The 19,742-nt window shown below is 33.0% G+C and carries 24 protein-coding genes and 5 tRNA genes; 24 read left to right on the forward strand and 5 right to left on the reverse strand.

Going from position 1 to position 19,742, the window contains the following annotated elements; all coding sequences use genetic code 11:
• The first annotated feature begins 2 nt into the window (after nucleotides 1-2).
• From rplE to secY, 8 genes are all read left to right on the forward strand, one after another.
• Complete coding sequence (gene rplE, locus BGS43_RS05450; protein WP_002825505.1) at nucleotides 3-548, forward strand: 50S ribosomal protein L5; 546 nt, start codon at nucleotides 3-5, stop codon at nucleotides 546-548.
• 1 nt (nucleotide 549) lies between these two features.
• The gene (locus BGS43_RS05455; protein WP_002779433.1) at nucleotides 550-735 is read left to right on the forward strand and encodes a type Z 30S ribosomal protein S14; all 186 of its coding nucleotides are present in this window, start codon (nucleotides 550-552) and stop codon (nucleotides 733-735) included.
• Between the two features lie 9 nt (nucleotides 736-744).
• Complete coding sequence (gene rpsH, locus BGS43_RS05460; RefSeq protein WP_002779432.1) at nucleotides 745-1,140, forward strand: 30S ribosomal protein S8; 396 nt, start codon at nucleotides 745-747, stop codon at nucleotides 1,138-1,140.
• 77 nt (nucleotides 1,141-1,217) lie between these two features.
• Nucleotides 1,218-1,754, forward strand: coding sequence for a 50S ribosomal protein L6 (gene rplF, locus BGS43_RS05465; protein WP_002779430.1), 537 nt, complete (start codon nucleotides 1,218-1,220; stop codon nucleotides 1,752-1,754).
• 9 nt (nucleotides 1,755-1,763) lie between these two features.
• Nucleotides 1,764-2,120 carry a 50S ribosomal protein L18 gene (rplR, locus tag BGS43_RS05470; RefSeq protein ID WP_002779429.1) on the forward strand — a complete coding sequence of 119 codons (357 nt, stop codon included), beginning with the start codon at nucleotides 1,764-1,766 and terminating at the stop codon, nucleotides 2,118-2,120.
• Nucleotides 2,121-2,131: 11 nt separating this feature from the next.
• Nucleotides 2,132-2,575: a 30S ribosomal protein S5 gene (gene rpsE / locus BGS43_RS05475; protein WP_002779428.1), complete on the forward strand. Its 444-nt coding sequence runs from the start codon at nucleotides 2,132-2,134 to the stop codon at nucleotides 2,573-2,575.
• A gap of 4 nt (nucleotides 2,576-2,579) precedes the next feature.
• Nucleotides 2,580-2,972: a 50S ribosomal protein L15 gene (rplO, locus tag BGS43_RS05480; protein ID WP_002783551.1), complete on the forward strand. Its 393-nt coding sequence runs from the start codon at nucleotides 2,580-2,582 to the stop codon at nucleotides 2,970-2,972.
• Nucleotides 2,972-4,237, forward strand: coding sequence for a preprotein translocase subunit SecY (secY, locus tag BGS43_RS05485; RefSeq protein ID WP_002825506.1), 1,266 nt, complete (start codon nucleotides 2,972-2,974; stop codon nucleotides 4,235-4,237). The genes rplO and secY overlap by 1 nt, the downstream gene beginning before the upstream one ends.
• Before the next feature lie 27 nt (nucleotides 4,238-4,264).
• Here secY and BGS43_RS05490 read toward each other — a convergent pair whose 3' ends face one another.
• Complete coding sequence (locus tag BGS43_RS05490; protein WP_002873254.1) at nucleotides 4,265-5,536, reverse strand: MFS transporter; 1,272 nt, start codon at nucleotides 5,534-5,536, stop codon at nucleotides 4,265-4,267.
• 193 nt (nucleotides 5,537-5,729) lie between these two features.
• Here BGS43_RS05490 and topA point away from each other — a divergent pair, with 193 nt between their 5' ends.
• The 6 genes from topA (at nucleotide 5,730) to BGS43_RS05520 (ending at nucleotide 12,867) form a co-directional block, all read left to right on the forward strand.
• Nucleotides 5,730-7,832, forward strand: coding sequence for a type I DNA topoisomerase (topA, locus tag BGS43_RS05495; protein ID WP_042963560.1), 2,103 nt, complete (start codon nucleotides 5,730-5,732; stop codon nucleotides 7,830-7,832).
• Between the two features lie 2 nt (nucleotides 7,833-7,834).
• Nucleotides 7,835-8,671: a biotin synthase gene (locus tag BGS43_RS05500; RefSeq protein ID WP_002825509.1), complete on the forward strand. Its 837-nt coding sequence runs from the start codon at nucleotides 7,835-7,837 to the stop codon at nucleotides 8,669-8,671.
• The gene (locus BGS43_RS05505; RefSeq protein WP_002825510.1) at nucleotides 8,652-9,827 is read left to right on the forward strand and encodes a cation:proton antiporter; all 1,176 of its coding nucleotides are present in this window, start codon (nucleotides 8,652-8,654) and stop codon (nucleotides 9,825-9,827) included. Before BGS43_RS05500 ends, BGS43_RS05505 begins: the two co-directional genes overlap by 20 nt.
• A gap of 130 nt (nucleotides 9,828-9,957) precedes the next feature.
• Nucleotides 9,958-11,226, forward strand: a complete 1,269-nt coding sequence (locus BGS43_RS05510; protein WP_002779421.1) for a citrate synthase — start codon at nucleotides 9,958-9,960, stop codon at nucleotides 11,224-11,226.
• Nucleotides 11,227-11,305: 79 nt separating this feature from the next.
• Nucleotides 11,306-12,070 (forward strand): 3'(2'),5'-bisphosphate nucleotidase CysQ, encoded by a 765-nt coding sequence (locus tag BGS43_RS05515; RefSeq protein ID WP_096569141.1) that lies wholly within the window; start codon nucleotides 11,306-11,308, stop codon nucleotides 12,068-12,070.
• Between the two features lie 35 nt (nucleotides 12,071-12,105).
• Nucleotides 12,106-12,867 carry a hypothetical protein gene (locus BGS43_RS05520; protein WP_057044935.1) on the forward strand — a complete coding sequence of 254 codons (762 nt, stop codon included), beginning with the start codon at nucleotides 12,106-12,108 and terminating at the stop codon, nucleotides 12,865-12,867.
• A gap of 4 nt (nucleotides 12,868-12,871) precedes the next feature.
• Here BGS43_RS05520 and BGS43_RS09865 read toward each other — a convergent pair whose 3' ends face one another.
• The 4 genes from BGS43_RS09865 to BGS43_RS05535 all read right to left on the reverse strand — a co-directional run bounded on the left by BGS43_RS09865 (nucleotide 12,872) and on the right by BGS43_RS05535 (nucleotide 15,071).
• On the reverse strand, nucleotides 12,872-13,045 hold the full coding sequence (locus BGS43_RS09865) for a hypothetical protein (RefSeq protein ID WP_002779418.1): 174 nt from the start codon (nucleotides 13,043-13,045) through the stop codon (nucleotides 12,872-12,874).
• A 108-nt stretch (nucleotides 13,046-13,153) separates the two neighbouring features.
• Nucleotides 13,154-13,930, reverse strand: coding sequence for a UDP-N-acetylmuramate dehydrogenase (locus BGS43_RS05525; protein ID WP_002779417.1), 777 nt, complete (start codon nucleotides 13,928-13,930; stop codon nucleotides 13,154-13,156).
• Nucleotides 13,927-14,196, reverse strand: a complete 270-nt coding sequence (gene fliQ / locus BGS43_RS05530; protein WP_002779416.1) for a flagellar biosynthesis protein FliQ — start codon at nucleotides 14,194-14,196, stop codon at nucleotides 13,927-13,929. Before fliQ ends, BGS43_RS05525 begins: the two co-directional genes overlap by 4 nt.
• A gap of 11 nt (nucleotides 14,197-14,207) precedes the next feature.
• Entirely contained in the window at nucleotides 14,208-15,071 is an 864-nt protein-coding gene (locus tag BGS43_RS05535) for a menaquinone biosynthesis family protein (protein ID WP_057981021.1), read from the reverse strand.
• 109 nt (nucleotides 15,072-15,180) lie between these two features.
• On the opposite strand from BGS43_RS05535, the gene recA reads away from it, so the two are divergent.
• The 10 genes from recA (at nucleotide 15,181) to BGS43_RS05585 (ending at nucleotide 19,708) form a co-directional block, all read left to right on the forward strand.
• A complete protein-coding gene (gene recA, locus BGS43_RS05540) occupies nucleotides 15,181-16,212 on the forward strand; it encodes a recombinase RecA (RefSeq protein ID WP_002825515.1) in 1,032 nt (343 codons plus the stop codon).
• Entirely contained in the window at nucleotides 16,212-17,456 is a 1,245-nt protein-coding gene (gene eno, locus BGS43_RS05545; protein WP_096569144.1) for a phosphopyruvate hydratase, read from the forward strand. Before recA ends, eno begins: the two co-directional genes overlap by 1 nt.
• A 65-nt stretch (nucleotides 17,457-17,521) precedes the next feature.
• On the forward strand, nucleotides 17,522-17,725 hold the full coding sequence (locus tag BGS43_RS05550; protein WP_002825518.1) for a hypothetical protein: 204 nt from the start codon (nucleotides 17,522-17,524) through the stop codon (nucleotides 17,723-17,725).
• Nucleotides 17,715-18,377 (forward strand): AMIN domain-containing protein, encoded by a 663-nt coding sequence (gene cgpA, locus BGS43_RS05555; protein WP_002797086.1) that lies wholly within the window; start codon nucleotides 17,715-17,717, stop codon nucleotides 18,375-18,377. The genes BGS43_RS05550 and cgpA overlap by 11 nt, the downstream gene beginning before the upstream one ends.
• Nucleotides 18,377-19,225, forward strand: a complete 849-nt coding sequence (locus BGS43_RS05560) for a DNA ligase (protein WP_002787459.1) — start codon at nucleotides 18,377-18,379, stop codon at nucleotides 19,223-19,225. The genes cgpA and BGS43_RS05560 overlap by 1 nt, the downstream gene beginning before the upstream one ends.
• A gap of 42 nt (nucleotides 19,226-19,267) precedes the next feature.
• Nucleotides 19,268-19,345, forward strand: a tRNA-Pro gene (locus BGS43_RS05565).
• Nucleotides 19,346-19,369: 24 nt separating this feature from the next.
• A tRNA-His gene (locus BGS43_RS05570) sits at nucleotides 19,370-19,446 on the forward strand.
• A 4-nt stretch (nucleotides 19,447-19,450) separates the two neighbouring features.
• Nucleotides 19,451-19,527 (forward strand) — tRNA-Arg (locus tag BGS43_RS05575).
• Nucleotides 19,528-19,541: 14 nt separating this feature from the next.
• A tRNA-Arg gene (locus BGS43_RS05580) sits at nucleotides 19,542-19,618 on the forward strand.
• Between the two features lie 5 nt (nucleotides 19,619-19,623).
• A tRNA-Leu gene (locus tag BGS43_RS05585) sits at nucleotides 19,624-19,708 on the forward strand.
• The last annotated feature ends 34 nt before the right edge of the window (nucleotides 19,709-19,742 follow it).

Raw genomic sequence — 19,742 nt, forward strand, 5'->3', positions numbered from 1 at the left:
CGATGATGAGATTGAAAGAAAAATACGATCAAAGCATCAAACCTGCTTTGGTAAAAGAATTTGATATTAAAAATCCTATGCTTATCCCTGCGATAGAAAAAATCGTTATTAGCGTAGGTGCGGGTGAGCTTGCTAAAGATCAAAAAGTATTGCAAAATGTTGCAGATACTATTTCTTTGATAGCAGGACAAAAAGCTGTGATCACCAAAGCTAGAAAATCAGTTGCAGGATTTAAAGTGCGTGAAGGTTTTCCTGTAGGTGTAATGGTAACTTTAAGAAAAGAAAATATGTTTGCTTTTCTTGATAAATTAATTTCTATTGCTTTACCAAGAGTGAAAGACTTTAGAGGTTTAAGTAGAGATGGTTTTGATGGAAGAGGAAATTACAATTTCGGTCTTGATGAGCAGTTGATGTTCCCAGAAGTTGAGTATGATAAAATTTTAAGAACTCATGGTATGAACATTTCTATAGTTACAACAGCACAAAACGATAAAGAGGCACAAAAGTTGTTAGAACTTATCGGTGTGCCATTTACAAAAGGAAAGTAAGATGGCTAAAAAATCAATGATTGCAAAAGCGGCACGCAAACCTAAATTCAAAGTAAGAGGCTATACAAGATGCCAAATTTGTGGGCGTCCGCATTCGGTTTATAGAGATTTTGGAATTTGTAGAGTTTGCCTAAGAAAAATGGGCAATGAAGGCTTGATTCCAGGTCTTAAAAAAGCAAGCTGGTAAGGAAATAAAATGATAAATGATATAATTTCAGATTCACTAACAAGAATTCGCAATGCCGGAATGAGAAAGCTTGAAACAACCAAGCTTTTGCATTCTAAAGTTGTTGAAGCTTTAGTTGGAATTTTCCAAGCTAAAGGGTATATTGAAAGTTTTAATGTTATCGAAGAAGATAAAAAGAAATTTATCAATGTAGTTTTAAAATACGATGAAAAAGGTAAAAGCGTTATTAACGAACTTAAAAGAGTTTCTAAACCAGGTCGTCGTGTTTATAAGGGTAAAGAAGAAATTAAAAGATTTAAAAACGGTTATGGTACTATCGTAGTTAGCACAAGTCGTGGCGTTTTAGCAAATGATGAAGCTTATAAAGCAGGTGTTGGCGGCGAAATTTTATGTACCATTTGGTAAAAATCTGCTTTTTATGGCATTGGGTATCCATTCTTTTAAAAAAGTAGAAATATCCTAGACAAATAAAAAGGAAAAATATGTCTCGTATAGGTAAACAACCAATCGCTATCCCTAGTGGAGTAGAGGTTAAACTAGAAGGAAATTTGCTTAAATTTAAAAAAGGAAATTTAGCAAAAGAGCTTGATACAAAAGCAAATGTAAATGTTGAGATTAAAGATAATAACATTCTTTTCTCTCCTAAAGGTGAAGATAGACAAAGTAGAGCATATTGGGGAACTTATAGAGCTTTAGCTTACAATATTGTTGTAGGCTTAACTCAAGGTTTTTCAAAAACTCTTGAAATCAACGGAGTGGGTTATAAAGCTGCTTTAAAAGGTAAAGTTTTAGAATTAAGCCTTGGTTTTTCACATCCTATCAACTATGATATTCCAGAAGGAATTGAAATCACTGTGGATAAAAACAATGTTATCATTAAAGGAAGTGATAAACAAGTAGTAGGACAAGTTGCTGCTCAAATTCGTGAATTTAGACCACCTGAGCCATATAAAGGAAAAGGCGTTAAGTATTCTGATGAACGCATTATCCGCAAAGCTGGTAAGACATCTAAAAAGTAAGGATAGGCAATGAGAGCAAATGTACTAAAAAGAAAACTAACTTTAAGAATTAAAAGAAAAAAAAGAATTAGAGCAAAAATTTCAGGATGTGAAAACTTCCCAAGAATTTCTGTTTTTAAATCAAATAGAACTCTTTATATCCAAGCGATTGATGATGTTAAAGCTGTGACTTTAGCAGCAGTAGATGGACGCAAACTTGGCGTTAAAGCAAACAAAGAAGGTGCTAAAAAAATCGCTACTGAATTTGCTAAAGTTTTAAAAGCTAAGCAAATAGAACAAGCTGTGTTTGATAGAAATGGTTATGTATATCACGGAGTAATTGCAGCATTAGCTGAATCTTTAAGAGAAAATGGTATTAGGCTATAAGGGGTAAATCGATGGAAAAATATAATAGAGAAGAATTTGAAGAAGTAATCGTCGATATCGGCAGAGTTACTAAGGTTGTTAAGGGTGGTAGAAGATTCAGATTTACTGCTTTAGTTATTGTTGGAAATCGCAAAGGTTTAGTAGGTGTTGGTTATGGCAAGGCTAAAGAAGTTCCTGATGCTATTCGCAAAGCAGTTGATGATGCATTTAAAAATATCGTTGAAGTGAAAACTAAAGGATCAACTATTGCTCACGATGTTGAAGTAAAATACAACGCAAGTAGAATTTTACTTAAACCAGCTAGCGAAGGTACGGGAGTTATCGCGGGTGGTTCTACTCGTCCTATCGTAGAGCTTGCGGGTATTAAAGATATCTTAACTAAGTCTTTAGGTTCAAATAACTCAGCTAACGTGGTTCGTGCTACAATCAAAGCTTTAACAATGCTAAAAGGATAAGAAGATGAATTTGACAAAAGCAGCGGGATCAACGCATAAAACCAAAAGAATAGGCCGTGGCCAAGGAAGTGGAATGGGTAAAACCGCCACTAAAGGGGGCAAAGGTCAAACCGCTAGAAAGGGTTATAATGAAAAAAGAGGTTTTGAAGGAGGTCAGCAACCTCTTCAAAGAAGATTACCAAAAGTTGGTTTTACTTCTAAAATCGCAAAACCTTATGTGATTAATGTTGAAAAAATCACAGCTGTAAAAGAGCTTAATGAAATTACAATTGAAAGCATCAAAAGCGTTCATAAAATTTCAAAGTCTGTTACTAAAATTAAATTAATCGGTGCAAGTGCAAAAGACTTAGCATCAAAAATTAAAGACGAGAATATCAGCGTCACCGGATCAAAATAATGAATAAGGCATTGACGAATAAGATTTTAATCACCTTAGCTTTCTTGTTTGCTTATAGGGTTCTGGCTTATGTGCCAGTTCCTGGCGTCAATGCTGATGTGATTGCGGAATTTTTTAACAATAATCAAAACAATGCTTTGGGTTTATTTAATGTTTTTAGTGGTGGGGCAGCAGAACGCTTTTCTATCATCTCTTTAGGCATTATGCCTTATATTACTGCTTCGATTATCATGGAGCTTTTAGCAGCTACTTTCCCAAATATCGGTAAAATGAAAAAAGAACGCGATGGTATGCAAAAATATATGCAAATTATCCGTTATGCAACTATAGTAATCACTTTAGTTCAAAGTATCGGTGTGGCTATAGGGCTTCAAAGTTTACATGGAAGAGGTGGAGCAGGCGCTATAATGATAGAAAATTTAAATATGTTTATTGCGCTTTGTGCAATTTCTATGCTCGCAGGAACTATGCTTTTGATGTGGATAGGTGAACAAATCACACAAAGAGGTATAGGAAATGGTATTTCTTTGATTATTTTTGCAGGTATTGTTTCAGGAATTCCAAGAGCTATTTCGGGTACAGTAGGACAGATAAATTCAGGCGAAATGAATTTCTTAACCGCTTTTGTTATCCTTGCTTTGATTTTAATCACTATTGGCGTGATTATATATGTAGAGCTTGGAGAAAGAAGAATTCCTATTTCTTACTCGCGTAAAGTAGTAATGCAAAATCAAAATAAGCGTATTATGAATTATATTCCAATTAAAATCAATTTAAGTGGGGTTATTCCGCCGATTTTTGCCAGTGCAATTTTAATGTTTCCTACGACTATTTTGCAAACAAGTACAAATCCGTATTTGCAAGCTATCAATGATTTTTTGAATCCAAATGGTTATTTATTTCATGTTTTGACTTTCTTGTTTGTGATTTTCTTTGCGTATTTTTATGCTTCTATAGTATTTAATGCGAAGGATATAGCGGAAAATCTTAAAAAACAAGGGGGTTTTATCCCTGGAATTCGTCCAGGCGAAGGAACTTCAAGTTATCTTAACGAAGTAGCTTCTCGTTTAACTTTATCAGGTTCTATTTATTTAGGGCTTGTTGCAACCTTGCCTTGGGTTTTGGTGAAATTTATGGGTGTGCCTTTTCATTTTGGCGGCACTTCTGTACTTATTGTAGTTCAAGTAGCACTTGATACGATGAGAAAAATTGAAGCTCAAATTTATATGAGTAAATACCAAACTTTAAGTGCGGTAGGTTTGTAGTAAATAAAATTAGCAAGATTTTTCTTGCTAATTTATCCTAGGTTTTTGCTTTAAAAATAAAAACACAATGCACACTATAAAAATTACTATTGACCATATTAAAAAAGCATCTACAAGACCCATTTGTCTAACGATAGGTTGAGAAATAATAGGACTTAAAAATTGTCCTAAAAATATACAACTTGCTAAAATTCCATAAGCCCTAGAGCGAGCATTTTCAGGACAGATTGAAAAAAGATAAGCCGTATTATTTACAAGCATAATACCTCCACCCATTCCAAGCAAAGCTAAGGCGATTAAAACTGTGAAAAAGCTATCTACTAAAAAAAGTAGTAAAAAAGAACAAGATACGATAAAAAGAGTTAAAACATAGATAGTTTTAATACTTAAGAATTTTATAATATATCTATAGCTTAGAGAGAAAAAACCATAACATAGTGCAGATACAGACATCGAAATACCTATATATTTAGGATCTAAGCCTAGATGCTCTTCTATATAATAAGGAAGTTGTGTAGGGGATATATAATAAACCACCATGATAAAAAAACCTATAAAATAGATAGGGAAAAATTGCCAATAATTTGTTTTTGTTTCTATTTTTGTATGATTATAGAATTTAAATTTTCTAGGTTCAAAAAGATAAATGATAGCCATTAAGGTAATTAAAATTCCAAGTCCATATACCAAAAAAGGATAACGCCAAGAATAACTTGAAACAAATCCCGCAATAGAAATAAAAACAGCACCCCCTACTGCACAAAAAAATCCTTGAAGACTTAAAGCATTTTCTCTGCGATTAAAGCCACCACGACTATAATAATCCCCAAGCAAAGCCGAAGCGCCTGTCATTATAAAAGCAGTTGCCATACCAAAAATAGCTCTTGAAGTCAGTATAGCATAAATATCATTTAAGAAAAAGCCACTTATCCCAGAAATAGTCCAAACCACCATAGCTGGAAGAATGAATTTTAATTTGCCAAATTTATCCATTAAAATACCAGCAAATGGAGATAAAATGACAACAAAAATAGCAGGGATGGTTAAAACTAAGCGAACAAGTATATCAAGATGAGCTAATGTGAAACTTGAAGCAAGAGTAGCGCCACTTTGGGTTAAAAGTTCTTCAAAATGTCTGTTGATAGCAGGCAGAGCAGATGAAATGACCACACTTCCTAGCATAGTCATAGCAGCCATAGAAAACACAGCTGCTTTAAATCCGGACTTTTCAGTAATTTGAATTATTTTTTTATCCATTTTTGTGTCATTTGGATGAAATTTATAAGTTTTGTCATTCATAATTTTTACCTTTTTTATTTTATTATACTCCAAAAATTATGGTTTGTATTTAAATTACTTAAAATTATATTTTATTTATTTTGTTATGATAGTTTTGTTTTTAAAATATTTTAGCTTGATTAAAATATATTTTATAAGTAGAATTTTAAATATTTTTAGCTAAATTCAGCTTTTTATTTAACAAGGGTGCAAAATGAAGAAAAATTTAATCATAGTAGAATCTCCTGCAAAAGCTAAAACCATAGGAAATTTTTTGGGAAAAGATTATGAAGTTATCGCTTCTAAAGGACATATTAGAGATTTGCCTAAATCAAGCTTTGGGATTAAAATAGAAGATGATGAATTTATCCCTGAGTATAGAATCACAAGTGATCATAGCGCCTTAGTTAAAGAACTTAAGGAAAAAGCAAAGGGAGCAAAAGAGATTTATTTAGCAACCGATGAGGATAGAGAGGGTGAGGCTATAGCTTATCATATTGCAAAAGCTATAGGCAAAGATGAAAATGTCTTACCGCGTATCGTTTTTCATGAGATTACCAAAAATGCTATCGAAAATGCTTTAAAAAATCCAAGAAAATTAAACATGCACTCTGTAAATGCTCAGCAAACCAGACGCCTTTTAGATCGCATTGTAGGGTATAAGCTCAGCCCTTTATTAGGACAAAAAATTCAAAGAGGACTTAGTGCTGGGCGTGTTCAAAGTGCGGCTTTAAAGATCATAGTCGATCGTGAAAAAGAAATTCGTGCCTTTGTACCCCTAGAATACTTTAGTATTGATATGATTTTTCAAAAAGATTTAGATGCAGAACTAGTTGAGTTTGATAAAGCCAAGATAGAAAAACTTACCATTATCAACAAAGATCGTGCTAAACTTATACTAGAAGCTTGTAAAAATGAAGTTTATAGTATAAGTGACATTGAAAGCAAAGAAAGAAAAATCGCTCCGCCGCCTCCTTTTATGACTTCAACTTTACAACAAAGTGCCAGCAATCGCCTTGGTTTTAACCCTAAAAAAACCATGATGATAGCTCAAAAGCTCTATGAAGGAGTAAATACCCATGAAGGCGTGATGGGGGTTATTACCTACATGAGAACAGATAGTTTGAATTTAGCCAAAGAAGCAGTTGAAAATGCAAGAAAATTCATACAGGTAAATTTTGGCAAAGACTATCTTCCAAGCAAAGCAAATGTTTATACTACAAAAGCTAAAGGCGCACAAGAAGCTCACGAAGCTATACGCCCTACTAATTTAAATTTTACTCCAGAAATTGCAGCTAAATTTTTAGATAAAGACGAGTTAAAGCTCTATACGCTTATTTATAACCGCTTTTTAGCTTGTCAGATGAATCCTGCTATCTCTCAAACTCAAAATGTTTTTGTAAAAAATGACAGAGCAGTGTTTAAGATAAGCGGTAGGAAAATTCTTTTTGATGGGTATTATAAAGTTTATGGCGATATGGATAAGGATAAAATTTTACCCAATCTTAAAATCGGTGAAAATTTAAAAGTGCAAAATTTAGAAATGAATTCACATTTTACAGAACCTCCTTCAAGATACTCTGAAGCTGGACTTGTGAAAAAACTTGAAAGCTTAGGCATAGGCCGTCCTTCAACCTATGCACCGACTATTTCTATACTCACAAGCCGTGATTATGTAAAAATCGATAAAAAACAACTCATTCCTAGTGAAGTCGCTTTTAGTGTAACTGAAGTGCTTGAAAAAAATTTTAGCGATATAGTAGATAGCAAATTTACTTCAAATCTTGAAAATACTTTAGATGAGATTGCAGAAGATAAAGCTAATTGGCAAGAAACTTTGAAAGAATTTTATTATCCCTTTATGAGGAAGGTTGAAGAAGGAAAAACAAAAATTGCAAGCCAAAAAACGGTGACTAAATTGGGTGAAAATTGCCCTGATTGTGGTGGTGAACTTGCGATTAGAAAAGGGCGTTTTGGAGAATTTGTAGCTTGTTTAAATTTTCCAAAATGCAAATACTCAAGAAATTTAAAAAATAAAAGCAAGAATGAAGCTGAAGTAAGTGCTAGCAGGGCCAAGGCAAAGGGCATAGGTATTGTTTGTCCAAGTTGCAAAGAGGGTGAGATAGTAGAGCGCCTTTCAAAACGCGGTAAATTTTATGGTTGTAGCGCTTATCCAAAATGTAATTTTATAAGTAAATACAAACCAAGCGATGAAAAATGTGAGGAATGTGGAGAAAATTTAGTGATAAAAGAGCTAAAAAAAGGCACATTCTTAGAATGTTTAAAATGCAAAATTAAAAAAGAAATAAAGGATTAATCATGCAAATCATGCTTTGTGCTATTTCAAATATAGCCAGTGGAAATTGTTCTGAAGATTGCAAATACTGCACCCAAAGTGCTTATGTAAAAACAAATATACAAAAATACCGTCAAAAAGAAATTTCACAAATTGTTTTAGAGGCCAAGATAGCTAAGAAAAATGAAGCTTTGGGTTTTTGTTTGGTTACAGCAGGCCTTGGACTTGATGATGAAAAGCTTGAGTATGTTTGCGAAGCTGCTAAGGCCGTGCAAAAAGAAGTGCCTAATTTACTTTTAATTGCCTGTAATGGTATGGCAAGCGTGGAACAACTTAAAGAACTTAAAAAAGCAGGAATTTTTTCTTATAATCACAATCTTGAAGCTTCAAAAGAATTTTTTCCACAAATTTGCACCACTCATACTTGGGAAAGTAGATTTCAAACCAATTTAAACGCTAAAGAAGCAGGGCTTATGCTTTGTTGTGGTGGAATTTATGGTATGGGTGAGAGCGAAGAAGATAGGCTAAGTTTTAGAAAATCTTTGCAAGAATTACAACCTTTTTCAACGCCTATTAATTTTTTTATAGCAAATGAAAATTTAAAATTGCAAGTTCCAAAATTAAGTGCTGATGAGGCTTTAAAAATTATAAGAGATACTAAAGAAGCTTTACCTAATACTGTGGTTATGGTAGCAGGAGGTCGTGAGGTGGTATTGCAAGAAAGACAATATGAAATTTTTAAAGCAGGTGCAGGTGCTATTGTTATAGGGGATTATTTAACTACAAAAGGCGAAGAGCCAAGTCGTGATATAGTAAAACTTAAAGAAATGGGATTTACTTTTGCATCCGAGTGTCATTGATTCACAGGGTTTAATTGATTTACAAATTCTTATTGTTATAGCTTTATGTTTGCTATTTTCTCCACATATAGCTAAAATTTTGCGCTTACCGATTTCAGCTACTGAAATCATTTTGGGCGCACTTATGGCGTATTTTGGTTTTATAGGTAAGAGTGAAAATTTTGCACTTTTAGCCAATGTAGGTTTTTATTATCTTATGTTTATAGCGGGTATGGAAGTCAATTTACGCGCTTTTTTTAATATGGATAAAGAAATTGCCAAAAAAAGCTTTTTTTATATTTTTTTACTTTATACTTTATCTTCTTTTATAGTATGGATTTTTGGACTTTCTTTAGTATTTGTTATCATTATACCTGTGATGAGTGTAGGGCTTTTATCTTTACTTTTTAAGGATTTTGGAAAAGAGTGTTATTGGCTAAATATTGCTATGATAGTAGCTACTTTAGCTGAGGTGATTTCTATTGTGCTTTTGACTATAGCGGGAGCTTTTTTGCGCGAAGGAACAGGTATTATTGATGTAGCGCAAAGTATTTTATATCTTAATATCTTTTTGGGGCTTTGTTTGCTTGGATTTAAAATGCTTGGTGTGCTTTTTTGGTGGTATCCTCAGCTTAAAGTGGTGCTTATGCCATGGGAAGATAAAAATGAAAAAGATATAAGATTTTGTATGGCCATTTTTATACTGATCATTGTTGCTATGGTTATTACAAAACTTGAAATCGTTCTTGGTTCTTTTATCGCAGGTTCTTTTATCGCAACTTTTTTTGACCATAAAAAGGATTTAGAGCATAAACTTTCTAGTTTTGGGCATGGTTTTTTAATTCCGATTTTTTTTATCCATATAGGTTCAACCTTTGATCTTAAAATGATTTTATATTATAAAATCGTTTTACAAGCATTTTTACTTATGTTTGTTATGGTGGGTTTAAGAATTTTGTGTGCTAGCATTTTTTGGAAAAAAATTGGCTTTCAAAATATGGTTTTATTTGGACTGAGTCACTCTATGCCTTTGACTCTTCTTATCGCTACTGCTACGCTAGGATATTCAGGAAAAGTTATCAGCGAAGAACTTTATTCGGCACTAATTTTAACAGCTTTATTTGAAGCTATTGTTGTGATGAGTGCGATTAAATTTATTTCAAATATTAAAAAGTAATCTAAATAACACAGGTTACTTTTTTACTCAAAAAGGTTAATGAATTTTAAAATTATTGACAATGAAAAAGTTGAAAATCGCCTTTTTTAGCTAGAATTACTAAAAGTAAAGATTAAATAAAGGAGCAAAAATGTCAAATTCTGTTACTGTAACTGACAATAGAAATGGTAAAAGCTACGAATTCCCTATATATGATGGTACTACTGGTCCAAGTGTTGTGGATATGGGGAGTTTTTATAAACAAACAGGAATGTTTGCTTATGATGAAGGTTTAACTTCTACAGCTACTTGTAAATCAAAAATTACTTATATTGATGGTGAAGAGGGTGTTTTAATGCACCGTGGCTATCCTATAGAATGGCTTGCTGAAAATAAACTTTTTTTAGATGTAGTGCATCTTTTACTCTATAAAGAACTTCCAAGCAATGAAAGACTTGAAGCATTTAGATATGAGCTTAAAAAACGCTCTTATATACATGAGGGTATGCATCGTCTTTTTGATTCTTTCCCTGATAATGCTCACCCTATGGCCGTTTTACAAGGCGCTGTTTCATCTCTTAGTGCTTTTTATCCTGATCATTTAAATATGAATGTTAGAGAAGAGTACATGGAAATGGCTGCTAGAGTTGTAGCAAAAATTCCTACTATAGTAGCCGCTGCTTATCGTTATAAAAATGGTTTTCCTATGGCTTATCCTAATTTAGATCGTGGATTTACTGAGAACTTTTTATATATGTTAAGAACCTATCCTTATGATCATGTTGAGCTTAAACCTATAGAAGTAAAAGCACTCGATACTGTATTTATGCTTCATGCAGATCATGAACAAAATGCTTCTACTTCTACTGTTCGTGCCGTAGGTTCTACTCATGCGCATCCTTATGCATGTATTTCAGCAGGTATTGGAGCGCTTTGGGGTCATGCTCATGGAGGTGCAAATGAAGGCGTTATTAGAATGCTTGAGGAAATAGCTACTGTTGATAGGGTGGATGAATTTATAAAAAGAGCAAAAGATAAAAATGACCCATTCCGCTTGATGGGCTTTGGGCATAGGGTTTATAAAAATTTTGATCCGCGTGCAAAAGTACTTAAAAAGCTTCGTGATCAATTAATCGATGAGTTAGGTATTGATACGAATTTGATTAAGGTGGCAACTCGTATAGAAGAGATTGCCCTGCAAGATGATTATTTTGTACAAAGAAATCTTTATCCAAATGTGGATTTTCATAGCGGCTTGATTTTAAAAGCTCTAGGAATTCCAAATGAAATGTTTGCAACGCTTTTCGTGATCGGACGTACACCGGGTTGGATAGCACAATGGATAGAGCAAAAAGAGCAAGAAACACTAAAAATTGTTCGTCCAAGACAACTTTATTTGGGTGAAACTAGTAAAATATAATTAAAATGTTTGTGGAAATTAAAAATTCCACAAAATCTTCTTGTATAATTTTAAAAAATCTTATAGAAAGTTTATAATCATGCTTAATCTTGATAAATTTTTAGAAATTGCTATAAATGCTAGCAATCAAGCTTCTAAAGCTATTTTAGAAGAGAGAAAAAATTTCAAAACTTGGGAAAAAGAAGATAAAAGCCCGCTTACATCAGCAGATCTTGCTTCTAATAAAATTCTAAATGATATTTTGGGTTCTACGGATATTAAAATTCTATCAGAAGAAAAATTACTCAGCAAAGAAGAGTGTGAAGAATTAAAAACTTTTTGGCTTATCGATCCTCTTGATGGAACAAGTGGGTTTTTAAAAGGTAGTGATGAATTTTGCATTATGATCAGCTTGATTCATGAAGATAGACCTATTTTAGCTCTTATAAAAAATCCTTCAAAAGGCGATATTTTTTACGCTCACCAAAATACTAGAGTTTATAAAAACGATAAAATTTTAGATATAAGCGAACAAGATTTTATAGACAATCAATCCAAAGCTCTTTTAAGTGTTAATCATCTTAGTAAAGAGGATGAAAATTTTGCTAAAAAACACAATTTGACACCTATTAACATAGGATCAGGGCTTAAATTTTGTGCTATTTTGGAAGGTAGAGCAGGGGTTTATAAGCGTTTTGAGAAGTTAAATAGTTGGGATATTGCAGCTGGAGATTTTTTAGTCAATCAAAAGGGTGGTTTTATGGGAACCTTTTCTAAGGAAATGATTTTATATTCCCCTTTAAATTATAAGTGCGAGCCTTTTATTTGTGTTTCTAAAAAAAGTTTTTTAAATATATATACATAAAACAGCATATAATTTTAAAACCTTAAAGGATAAAAATGAAAATTTTTCTTATTTTGTTTATGAGTATTTTGTTAAATTCTAGTCTTTTTGCAAATAATTTTTCGCAAAAAAAAATCATTAAACTAGAACAGCAAGAAAGTTTTGAAATCATAGATCTTCAACAAAATGTTGAAAAACAAAACTTAGATCAGCAAAAAGGGATTTTTGATAGCTCTAGTTTGATGAGTAAGAAAGAAAGCATTCGTAAAGATAATGATGTTGATTTTGCTATAGCTATGAGTTTTAGGCAAAATTTTGGCTATGCTTTGGATGGTTTTAACATAAGTGCTAAAGAATTTTCTACTCTTTTTGCTAAAAATTTAGTGGATAATTTAAGATTAAATTTTGTAAATTCAGCTGCAAATGGTGTTTATCAAGATTTAAGAACTTTAGCTCGTTTTAGTCCTAAAGACTCTAAATTGCTTAATGTATCTCCTTTTTTAAAAAAAGAAAAGGATAAAAGTCAAATTTATGCCAAATTTACAGACTATCTTGTGGTGGTAAATTTAGATGATTTTTATGTAAATATCACAAATTATTTTGTTGCAATAACCAAAAATGCAGTAGCTAATATTAACTTTAAAGTTGTTTCTACAAGTAATGGTAAAATACTCACATCAAAAAATGTAAGATTAAATTTTGCCCTTCATGCAGAAGATCCTAGGGTAAATTATCAAGAACTTGTAAATCAAATGCCAAATATGCTTGCTGAAGTTGTAAACAAAGAGTTAGAAAAATTAAATTTAACAGTGCAATAAAAATTTAATCGTTGATTTGCCTAATGCGATCTTGTAGCTCTTCTATGCTTAAAAATTCTTGTCTTAATTCCTTTGCGATTTCATGCGCAGTTATAGGATCAAGACTTGATAAAATTCTTTTAAGCTCGTAAGTGATTTGCCATTTAGTCATTTCTTCTAGGTTGATATTTATTTGCATGAATTATCCTTTTATCGTAAGAAAAAATTGTTTGATTGTAGCGTGAATTTGATTAAAAAATGCTATCTTTTTAAAAACATATATTAAAGAAAGAAGTAGAAATTTAATTTAAATGATAATCACTTCTTCTTCTAATTTTATGCCAAATTCCTCAAAAACCTTTTTTTTAGCAAGTTCGATAAGAAAAATAGCATCATCAAAACTTGCATTTTTTTTATTGATCAAAAAATTTGCATGCTTGTCGCTTAACATCGCATCTCCTTTGCTAAAGCCTTTAAGTCCTACAGCCTCAATGAGTCTTCCTGCAAAATCTCCTTTTGGATTTTTAAAGATAGAGCCAAAGCTTGCTCCGCTAGGTTGATTGTTTCTTGCATTTTTTAAATTCTCATCTTTTATCTTATCAAAACCAAAACCGAGTTTAAATTCAGCCCAAAAAAAAGGCATATTTAAAGGGCAAAAGCGGTAACTAAAATCAATATTTTCGCGTAAAATTTCACCTTTTGAAGTGGCAATTTTGACTAAATTCTGACTGATGCACTCATCTTTAAGCCCCGCATTCATTTTTAAAAGTCCACCAAGCGTACCAGGAATTTTGCTAAGATATTCAAAACCATAAAGATTATTTTCTTTGGAAAAACGATACATTTGACTTGCTTTTGTCTTACAACCTATGCGAAGATGTAAAAAGTCTTTATTTTGCTCTAAAATTTCAATAAAATTAAAATTATCGCTTAAAATTCCTATATTTTTAGGCTTAGGGCTTATAAGGAGATTGTTCGCACCGCCTATTAAAAAGCCATCAAATTCGCGAATTTGTTCTAAAACTTCGACCTCAAATTCGCCTCCAATCTTTACAGATGAATATTTCTTAAAATCGATAATCATTTGATAAAAGTTGGAATTTGATTTAAAATATTTTCGGTAAAATCAATCATTGTCGTAGTCATCCAAGGCATTAAAAAGATGATGACTATTACTACTAAGATGATTTTAGGCACAAAAGAAAGCGTCATTTCATTAATCTGTGTTGTAGCCTGAAAGATACTGATAATAAGCCCCGCGATAAGCCCCGCTAAAAGCATGGGCAAAGAAAGCAAAAGTGTGATTTTAAAGGTTTGCACTCCAAGAGCAACCAAGGTGCTTTCATCCATTTTAATCCTTTTTAAGAATTTCTAAATTCTTCATACTCGCTCGGGATAAGATAATCCTTAGCATGTATGATTTTATCATAAAATTTATAATCATATCCAAGCTTAAAAAGCACATCCACTGCTTTAAATTGCATTTCATTCATGCAAATGGAATTTTTATTGGCATATAAATTCAAATAAGTATCAAGTTTTTCCTCATTAACGCGGATTAAATTTCTTTCCATTAGCATGGGTGCTAAAATGTGGCGATTAGAATTTGCTATTTTTACAGCATTTGTAAGATCTCTTTCTATCTTGATAGCATCACTAAGCGGTAAAGAACGACGCAAAGCCATTCCGCCCAAAGGTAAGGGTAAATTTTCTTGCGCAAGTTCTAGCCATATATCCCAAATTTCAGCTTCTACACAAAGACTACTATCAAATTCTAAAATGCTTTCATGGATTAAAACCCCCGCATCTACTTCGCCACTTAAAACCGCATTTTCAATCTCTAAGAAATTTTTATAAATGATTCTAGCTTCTGGATATTTCATACGAAAAATTAGAGCATTAGTAGTGTTTGCACCACTTAATGCAACTTTAAAATTTCTTTTTAGATGTGTATTTTGTTTTTTGATAAGTTTTGGTCCATAGCCCTCACCAAAACTTACTGCAGTGCGTAAAAGAGCGTATTCTTTAGCGATTAAAGGATAAAGTCCAAACGAGATTGCCGTAGCATCAAATTCATTTTTTAAAGCCAAATCATTTAAAGTTTGTATATCTAAAGCTGTATTTTTATAGTCAAAATCATTTCCTATCCATCCTAGTTTAATTGCCATATACATAAAAATATCATCCGCATCGGGTGAATGTGCAATTGTAATTGTTTTTTTCATAGCTTTCCTAATTTTTAATGAAATAATTTTTATTCTATCAAAATAAACTATTATTTAATTTTATTTTGTTAAAATTCTAGCTAAAAATTTGCAATTTTTAAGGAAAATAATGGACGATAATAAGAAAAAATCGCTTGATGCCGCCTTAAAATCGCTCGATAAAGCTTTTGGCAAGGGCACTATTTTAAGGCTTGGAGATAAGGAAGTAGAGCAGATTGATAGCATAGGAACAGGTTCTGTAGGACTTGATCTTGCGCTTGGTATAGGTGGAATTCCAAAAGGAAGAATTATTGAAATTTATGGGCCTGAAAGTTCAGGTAAAACAACTTTAACTTTGCATATTATAGCAGAGTGTCAAAAAGCGGGTGGGGTTTGTGCCTTTATCGATGCTGAGCATGCTTTGGATGTAAAATATGCTAAAAATTTGGGCGTAGATACAGATAATCTTTATATTTCTCAACCGGATTTTGGTGAGCAGGCTTTAGAGATCGTTGAAACTATAGCGCGAAGTGGGGCTATAGATTTAATAGTTGTAGATAGCGTTGCAGCGCTTACTCCAAAGGCTGAAATTGAAGGCGATATGGGAGATCAACATGTAGGGCTTCAAGCAAGACTTATGTCTCAAGCATTAAGAAAGCTTACAGGAATTGTCCATAAAATGAATACAACCGTGATTTTTATCAACCAAATTCGTATGAAAATTGGCGCTATGGGTTATGGGACTCCTGAAACAACAACAGGAGGAAATGCGCTCAAATTTTATGCTTCAGTGCGTTTAGATGTTAGAAAAGTAGCGACTTTAAAACAAAATGAAGAGCCTATTGGTAACCGTGTTAAAGTTAAAGTAGTAAAAAATAAAGTAGCACCTCCATTTAGACAAGCTGAATTTGATGTAATGTTCGGAGAAGGTTTAAGCCGTGAGGGTGAATTGATCGATTATGGTGTAAAACTTGATATAGTAGATAAAAGTGGTGCTTGGTTTTCTTATAAAGATAAAAAATTGGGTCAAGGTAGAGAAAATTCAAAAGCTTTCTTAAAAGAAAATCCAGAAATAGCTGATGAAATTACCAAAGAAATTCAAAATTCTATGGGCATAGAAGGCATGATTAGCGGTAGCGAAGATGAAGAAGGAGAAGAATAATGTTAGTAATTGAAGATGTTAGAGCCTATGAAGTGCTTGATAGTAGAGGAAATCCAACCGTAAAAGCCGAAGTTACGCTAAGCGATGGAAGTGTAGGTGCGGCCATAGTTCCAAGTGGTGCAAGTACAGGTTCAAAAGAAGCCTTAGAATTGCGTGATAATGATGAAAGATTTGGCGGAAAAGGTGTTTTAAAAGCTGTTGCAAATGTTAATGAAACCATTGCAGATGAAATTTTAGGACTAGATGCTTTTAATCAAACTCAACTTGATGATACTTTGCGTGAGCTTGATGGAACAAATAATTACTCAAATTTAGGTGCAAATGCAACTTTAGGTGTATCTATGGCAACAGCTCATGCGGCTGCAACTGCTTTGGGAATGCCTTTGTATCGCTACTTAGGGGGTGCAAATGCGAGCATTTTACCAGTGCCAATGTGTAATATCATAAATGGCGGTGCTCATGCAAACAACAATGTAGATTTTCAAGAATTTATGATCATGCCTTTCGGTTTTACCAGCTTTAAAGAAGCTTTGCGTTCAGTTTGTGAAATTTATGCGATATTAAAAAAAGAACTCGCAAATTCTGGACATTCTACGGCTTTAGGTGATGAAGGTGGTTTTGCTCCAAATTTAGCTAACAACACAGAACCTATCGATCTTTTAATGACTTGTATCAAAAAAGCAGGTTATGAAAATCGTGTAAAAATTGCTCTTGATGTGGCAAGTACAGAATTTTTCAAAGATGGTAAATACCACATGGAAGGCAAGGCTTTTTCAAGCGAGGCTTTGATCGAACGCTATGTAGAACTTTGTGCAAAATATCCAATTTGCAGTATCGAAGATGGCTTAGCTGAAAATGACTTTGAAGGCTGGATCAAGCTGACTGAAAAATTAGGCAATAAAATTCAGCTTGTGGGTGATGATTTATTTGTAACAAATGAAGATATCTTAAGAGAAGGCATTATCAAAAAAATGGCAAATGCTGTGCTTATCAAACCAAATCAAATCGGAACTATTACTCAAACTATGAGAACTGTTCGTTTAGCACAAAGAAACAATTATAAGTGTGTGATGAGCCATAGAAGTGGCGAGAGTGAAGATGCTTTTATAGCGGATTTTGCTGTGGCTTTAAATACAGGACAAATCAAAACAGGGGCTTTAGCAAGGGGCGAAAGAACTGCAAAATACAATCGCTTGCTTGAAATTGAGCTTGAAAGTGATGAATATTTAGGAGAAAAACTCTGAGCGATTTACTTAAAGAATACGACGAAAGCACAAGAAAAAAAAGTTTTTATACCCATGTTATAAAAATGATTTTTTGGGCTTTTCTTGTTGTAATTGGAGCGATTTATTTTGGCAATATGTTTTTTGGGCAGTATTCTTTAGATACCTTGCTTTCACTTGAAGCAACCAAAGAAGGATTGAATAAAAAAATATCTTTTCTCAAAGAGCAAAACGCCAAAGCACAAAAAGATTATTTTGAATTACAAGGATTATACCCCAATGAAAACTAAAATTTTAGGAATATTTTTAATTTTTATTTCTTTATTAAATGCTGAGGAAAATCCTTTCAAATCAGAGCAAAACATGAGTATGATTATGCCACCTGATTTTCAAAAAGAGGATATTAAATTTAATTCTAATGCAAGAGTTTTAAAAAGCGTAAGTTTTAATTATATTAATCTTGATGGAAGTGAAGAAGTATTAAATGTTGATATTAATAAAAGCATAGATTGGCACGATACTTATACTCTTGTGCGTTCTAAGAGCCCAGATCCTTCAAAAGTTTTTGATGTTTCAGTAACCATACCTGAACGTAATGATTCTAAAAAAGAATCCAATGGTACAGCAAATATAGAAATACCGCTACAAGTTGATAAAATTTATGATTTTATATCTTATGCAGTGTATAAAAATAAAATCAAACTCAATACTAGTGATGAGCTTATTAGTGATTTTTCCATAGGTAATCCTAGTAAAATTGTAGTGGATTTTAAATCAGATCTAGTAAATCCTACTAAAAACATACGCATTAGTAATTCTCTTTTTAAGCGTATAGATTTTGGCTCTCATAAGGGGTATTATAGACTTGTGATATATTTGGATGGAAATTATAATTACAATATCCAAAAAGATGCTACAGGATATATGATCAATCTATTGTGATGAGAATTTTTGTTTTTTTATGGTGTGTTAGTTTTGCTTTTGCTAGCGATATTTTACTTTTAAGCAAGATAAGTGAACAAGAAATTCAAAATAAGAATTTTAATGGCTATTTAATGAGTGAAAAGCTTGATGGAGTCAGAGGAATTTGGGAAGCGGGAAAATTTAAAACCCGCCAAGATAATCCAATTTATACTCCTTCTTATTTTACTTATAATTTTCCTAGCTTTAAGCTTGATGGGGAGCTTTGGATAGCTAGGGCTAAATTTGATGAGGTGTCAGCTTTAATTCGTAGCGATAACTTAGACTCAAGTCTTTGGAGAAGTGTCACATACAATGTTTTTGATGTGCCCAATGCTTGTGAAGAATTTAAACTTACTTCTTGCACTTTAAGCAATCGTCTTAAGGTTTTAGAGCAGTATTTGCAAAAAAATCCCAATCCTTATATAAAAATCATAAAGCAAATTCCTATAAAAGATCAAGAGCATTTAAAAGAATTTTATAAAGATATTGTCTTAAATAAAGGCGAAGGTGTAGTTATACGCAAGAATCTTGCTCCTTATGAAAAAGGCAGAAGTAAAAACGCTTTTAAATTAAAACCTTATGAAGATGCTGAATGTAAAGTCATAGGTTATACTGAAGGTAAGGGTAAATTCCAAGGTAAAATCGGCGCTTTACTCTGTCAAATGCCAAATGATAGGGTGATTAGAATAGGCAGTGGTTTAAAAGATAAAGATAGGGAAAATCCACCTAAAATAGGCTCTATTGTTACTTATAAATTTAATGGGTTGACTAAAAATTCCTTACCGCGTTTTCCAGTTTTTTTAAGACTAAGAGATGAAAATCCTTGACTTTAAAATTATTTTGTGATAAAATATTTCCTTTTATTTATTCGGGGTGTAGCGCAGTCTGGTTAGCGCACTTGGTTTGGGACCAAGGGGCCGAAGGTTCGAATCCTTTCACCCCGACCATTTTTTATAAATTTATACAAAATGGTGAGTGTAGCTCAGTCGGTTAGAGCATCAGATTGTGGTCCTGAGGGTCGTGGGTTCAATTCCCATCACTCACCCCACTAAGCGTTCGTAGCTCAACTGGATAGAGCAACAGACTTCGGATCTGTAGGTTATGGGTTCAATTCCTATCGGGCGCACCACCAAATTTTTATATGCGTTCATAGCTCAGCTGGATAGAGCAACGGCCTTCTAAGCCGTAGGTCAGAGGTTCGAATCCTCTTGAGCGTACCATACTAGCGGATGTGGTGAAATTGGCAGACACGCCAGACTTAGGATCTGGTGCAGCAATGCGTGAAGGTTCAAGTCCTTTCATCCGCACCACAATTTAAAATTATATCTCCCTTAAATTAGTGCA

Source organism: Campylobacter sp. 110 (assembly GCF_002383965.1).
GTDB lineage: Bacteria > Campylobacterota > Campylobacteria > Campylobacterales > Campylobacteraceae > Campylobacter_D > Campylobacter_D coli.

Excerpts from the sequence above, each read along its gene's own strand:
- BGS43_RS05500 (WP_002825509.1), top strand. The coding sequence starts at position 7,835 with ATGCAAATCATGCTTTGTGCTATTTCAAATATAGCCAGTGGAAATTGT.
- rpsH (WP_002779432.1), top strand. The coding sequence starts at position 745 with ATGATAAATGATATAATTTCAGATTCACTAACAAGAATTCGCAATGCC.
- rplE (WP_002825505.1), top strand. The coding sequence starts at position 3 with ATGATGAGATTGAAAGAAAAATACGATCAAAGCATCAAACCTGCTTTG.
- cgpA (WP_002797086.1), top strand. The coding sequence starts at position 17,715 with ATGAAAACTAAAATTTTAGGAATATTTTTAATTTTTATTTCTTTATTA.
- fliQ (WP_002779416.1), bottom strand. The coding sequence starts at position 14,196 with ATGGATGAAAGCACCTTGGTTGCTCTTGGAGTGCAAACCTTTAAAATC.
- rpsE (WP_002779428.1), top strand. The coding sequence starts at position 2,132 with ATGGAAAAATATAATAGAGAAGAATTTGAAGAAGTAATCGTCGATATC.
- rplO (WP_002783551.1), top strand. The coding sequence starts at position 2,580 with ATGAATTTGACAAAAGCAGCGGGATCAACGCATAAAACCAAAAGAATA.
- eno (WP_096569144.1), top strand. The coding sequence starts at position 16,212 with ATGTTAGTAATTGAAGATGTTAGAGCCTATGAAGTGCTTGATAGTAGA.
- BGS43_RS05525 (WP_002779417.1), bottom strand. The coding sequence starts at position 13,930 with ATGATTATCGATTTTAAGAAATATTCATCTGTAAAGATTGGAGGCGAA.
- recA (WP_002825515.1), top strand. The coding sequence starts at position 15,181 with ATGGACGATAATAAGAAAAAATCGCTTGATGCCGCCTTAAAATCGCTC.
- topA (WP_042963560.1), top strand. The coding sequence starts at position 5,730 with ATGAAGAAAAATTTAATCATAGTAGAATCTCCTGCAAAAGCTAAAACC.
- BGS43_RS05520 (WP_057044935.1), top strand. The coding sequence starts at position 12,106 with ATGAAAATTTTTCTTATTTTGTTTATGAGTATTTTGTTAAATTCTAGT.
- BGS43_RS05455 (WP_002779433.1), top strand. The coding sequence starts at position 550 with ATGGCTAAAAAATCAATGATTGCAAAAGCGGCACGCAAACCTAAATTC.
- BGS43_RS05550 (WP_002825518.1), top strand. The coding sequence starts at position 17,522 with ATGATTTTTTGGGCTTTTCTTGTTGTAATTGGAGCGATTTATTTTGGC.
- BGS43_RS05515 (WP_096569141.1), top strand. The coding sequence starts at position 11,306 with ATGCTTAATCTTGATAAATTTTTAGAAATTGCTATAAATGCTAGCAAT.
- BGS43_RS05535 (WP_057981021.1), bottom strand. The coding sequence starts at position 15,071 with ATGAAAAAAACAATTACAATTGCACATTCACCCGATGCGGATGATATT.
- BGS43_RS05560 (WP_002787459.1), top strand. The coding sequence starts at position 18,377 with ATGAGAATTTTTGTTTTTTTATGGTGTGTTAGTTTTGCTTTTGCTAGC.
- secY (WP_002825506.1), top strand. The coding sequence starts at position 2,972 with ATGAATAAGGCATTGACGAATAAGATTTTAATCACCTTAGCTTTCTTG.
- rplR (WP_002779429.1), top strand. The coding sequence starts at position 1,764 with ATGAGAGCAAATGTACTAAAAAGAAAACTAACTTTAAGAATTAAAAGA.
- BGS43_RS09865 (WP_002779418.1), bottom strand. The coding sequence starts at position 13,045 with ATGCAAATAAATATCAACCTAGAAGAAATGACTAAATGGCAAATCACT.
- BGS43_RS05510 (WP_002779421.1), top strand. The coding sequence starts at position 9,958 with ATGTCAAATTCTGTTACTGTAACTGACAATAGAAATGGTAAAAGCTAC.
- BGS43_RS05490 (WP_002873254.1), bottom strand. The coding sequence starts at position 5,536 with ATGAATGACAAAACTTATAAATTTCATCCAAATGACACAAAAATGGAT.
- rplF (WP_002779430.1), top strand. The coding sequence starts at position 1,218 with ATGTCTCGTATAGGTAAACAACCAATCGCTATCCCTAGTGGAGTAGAG.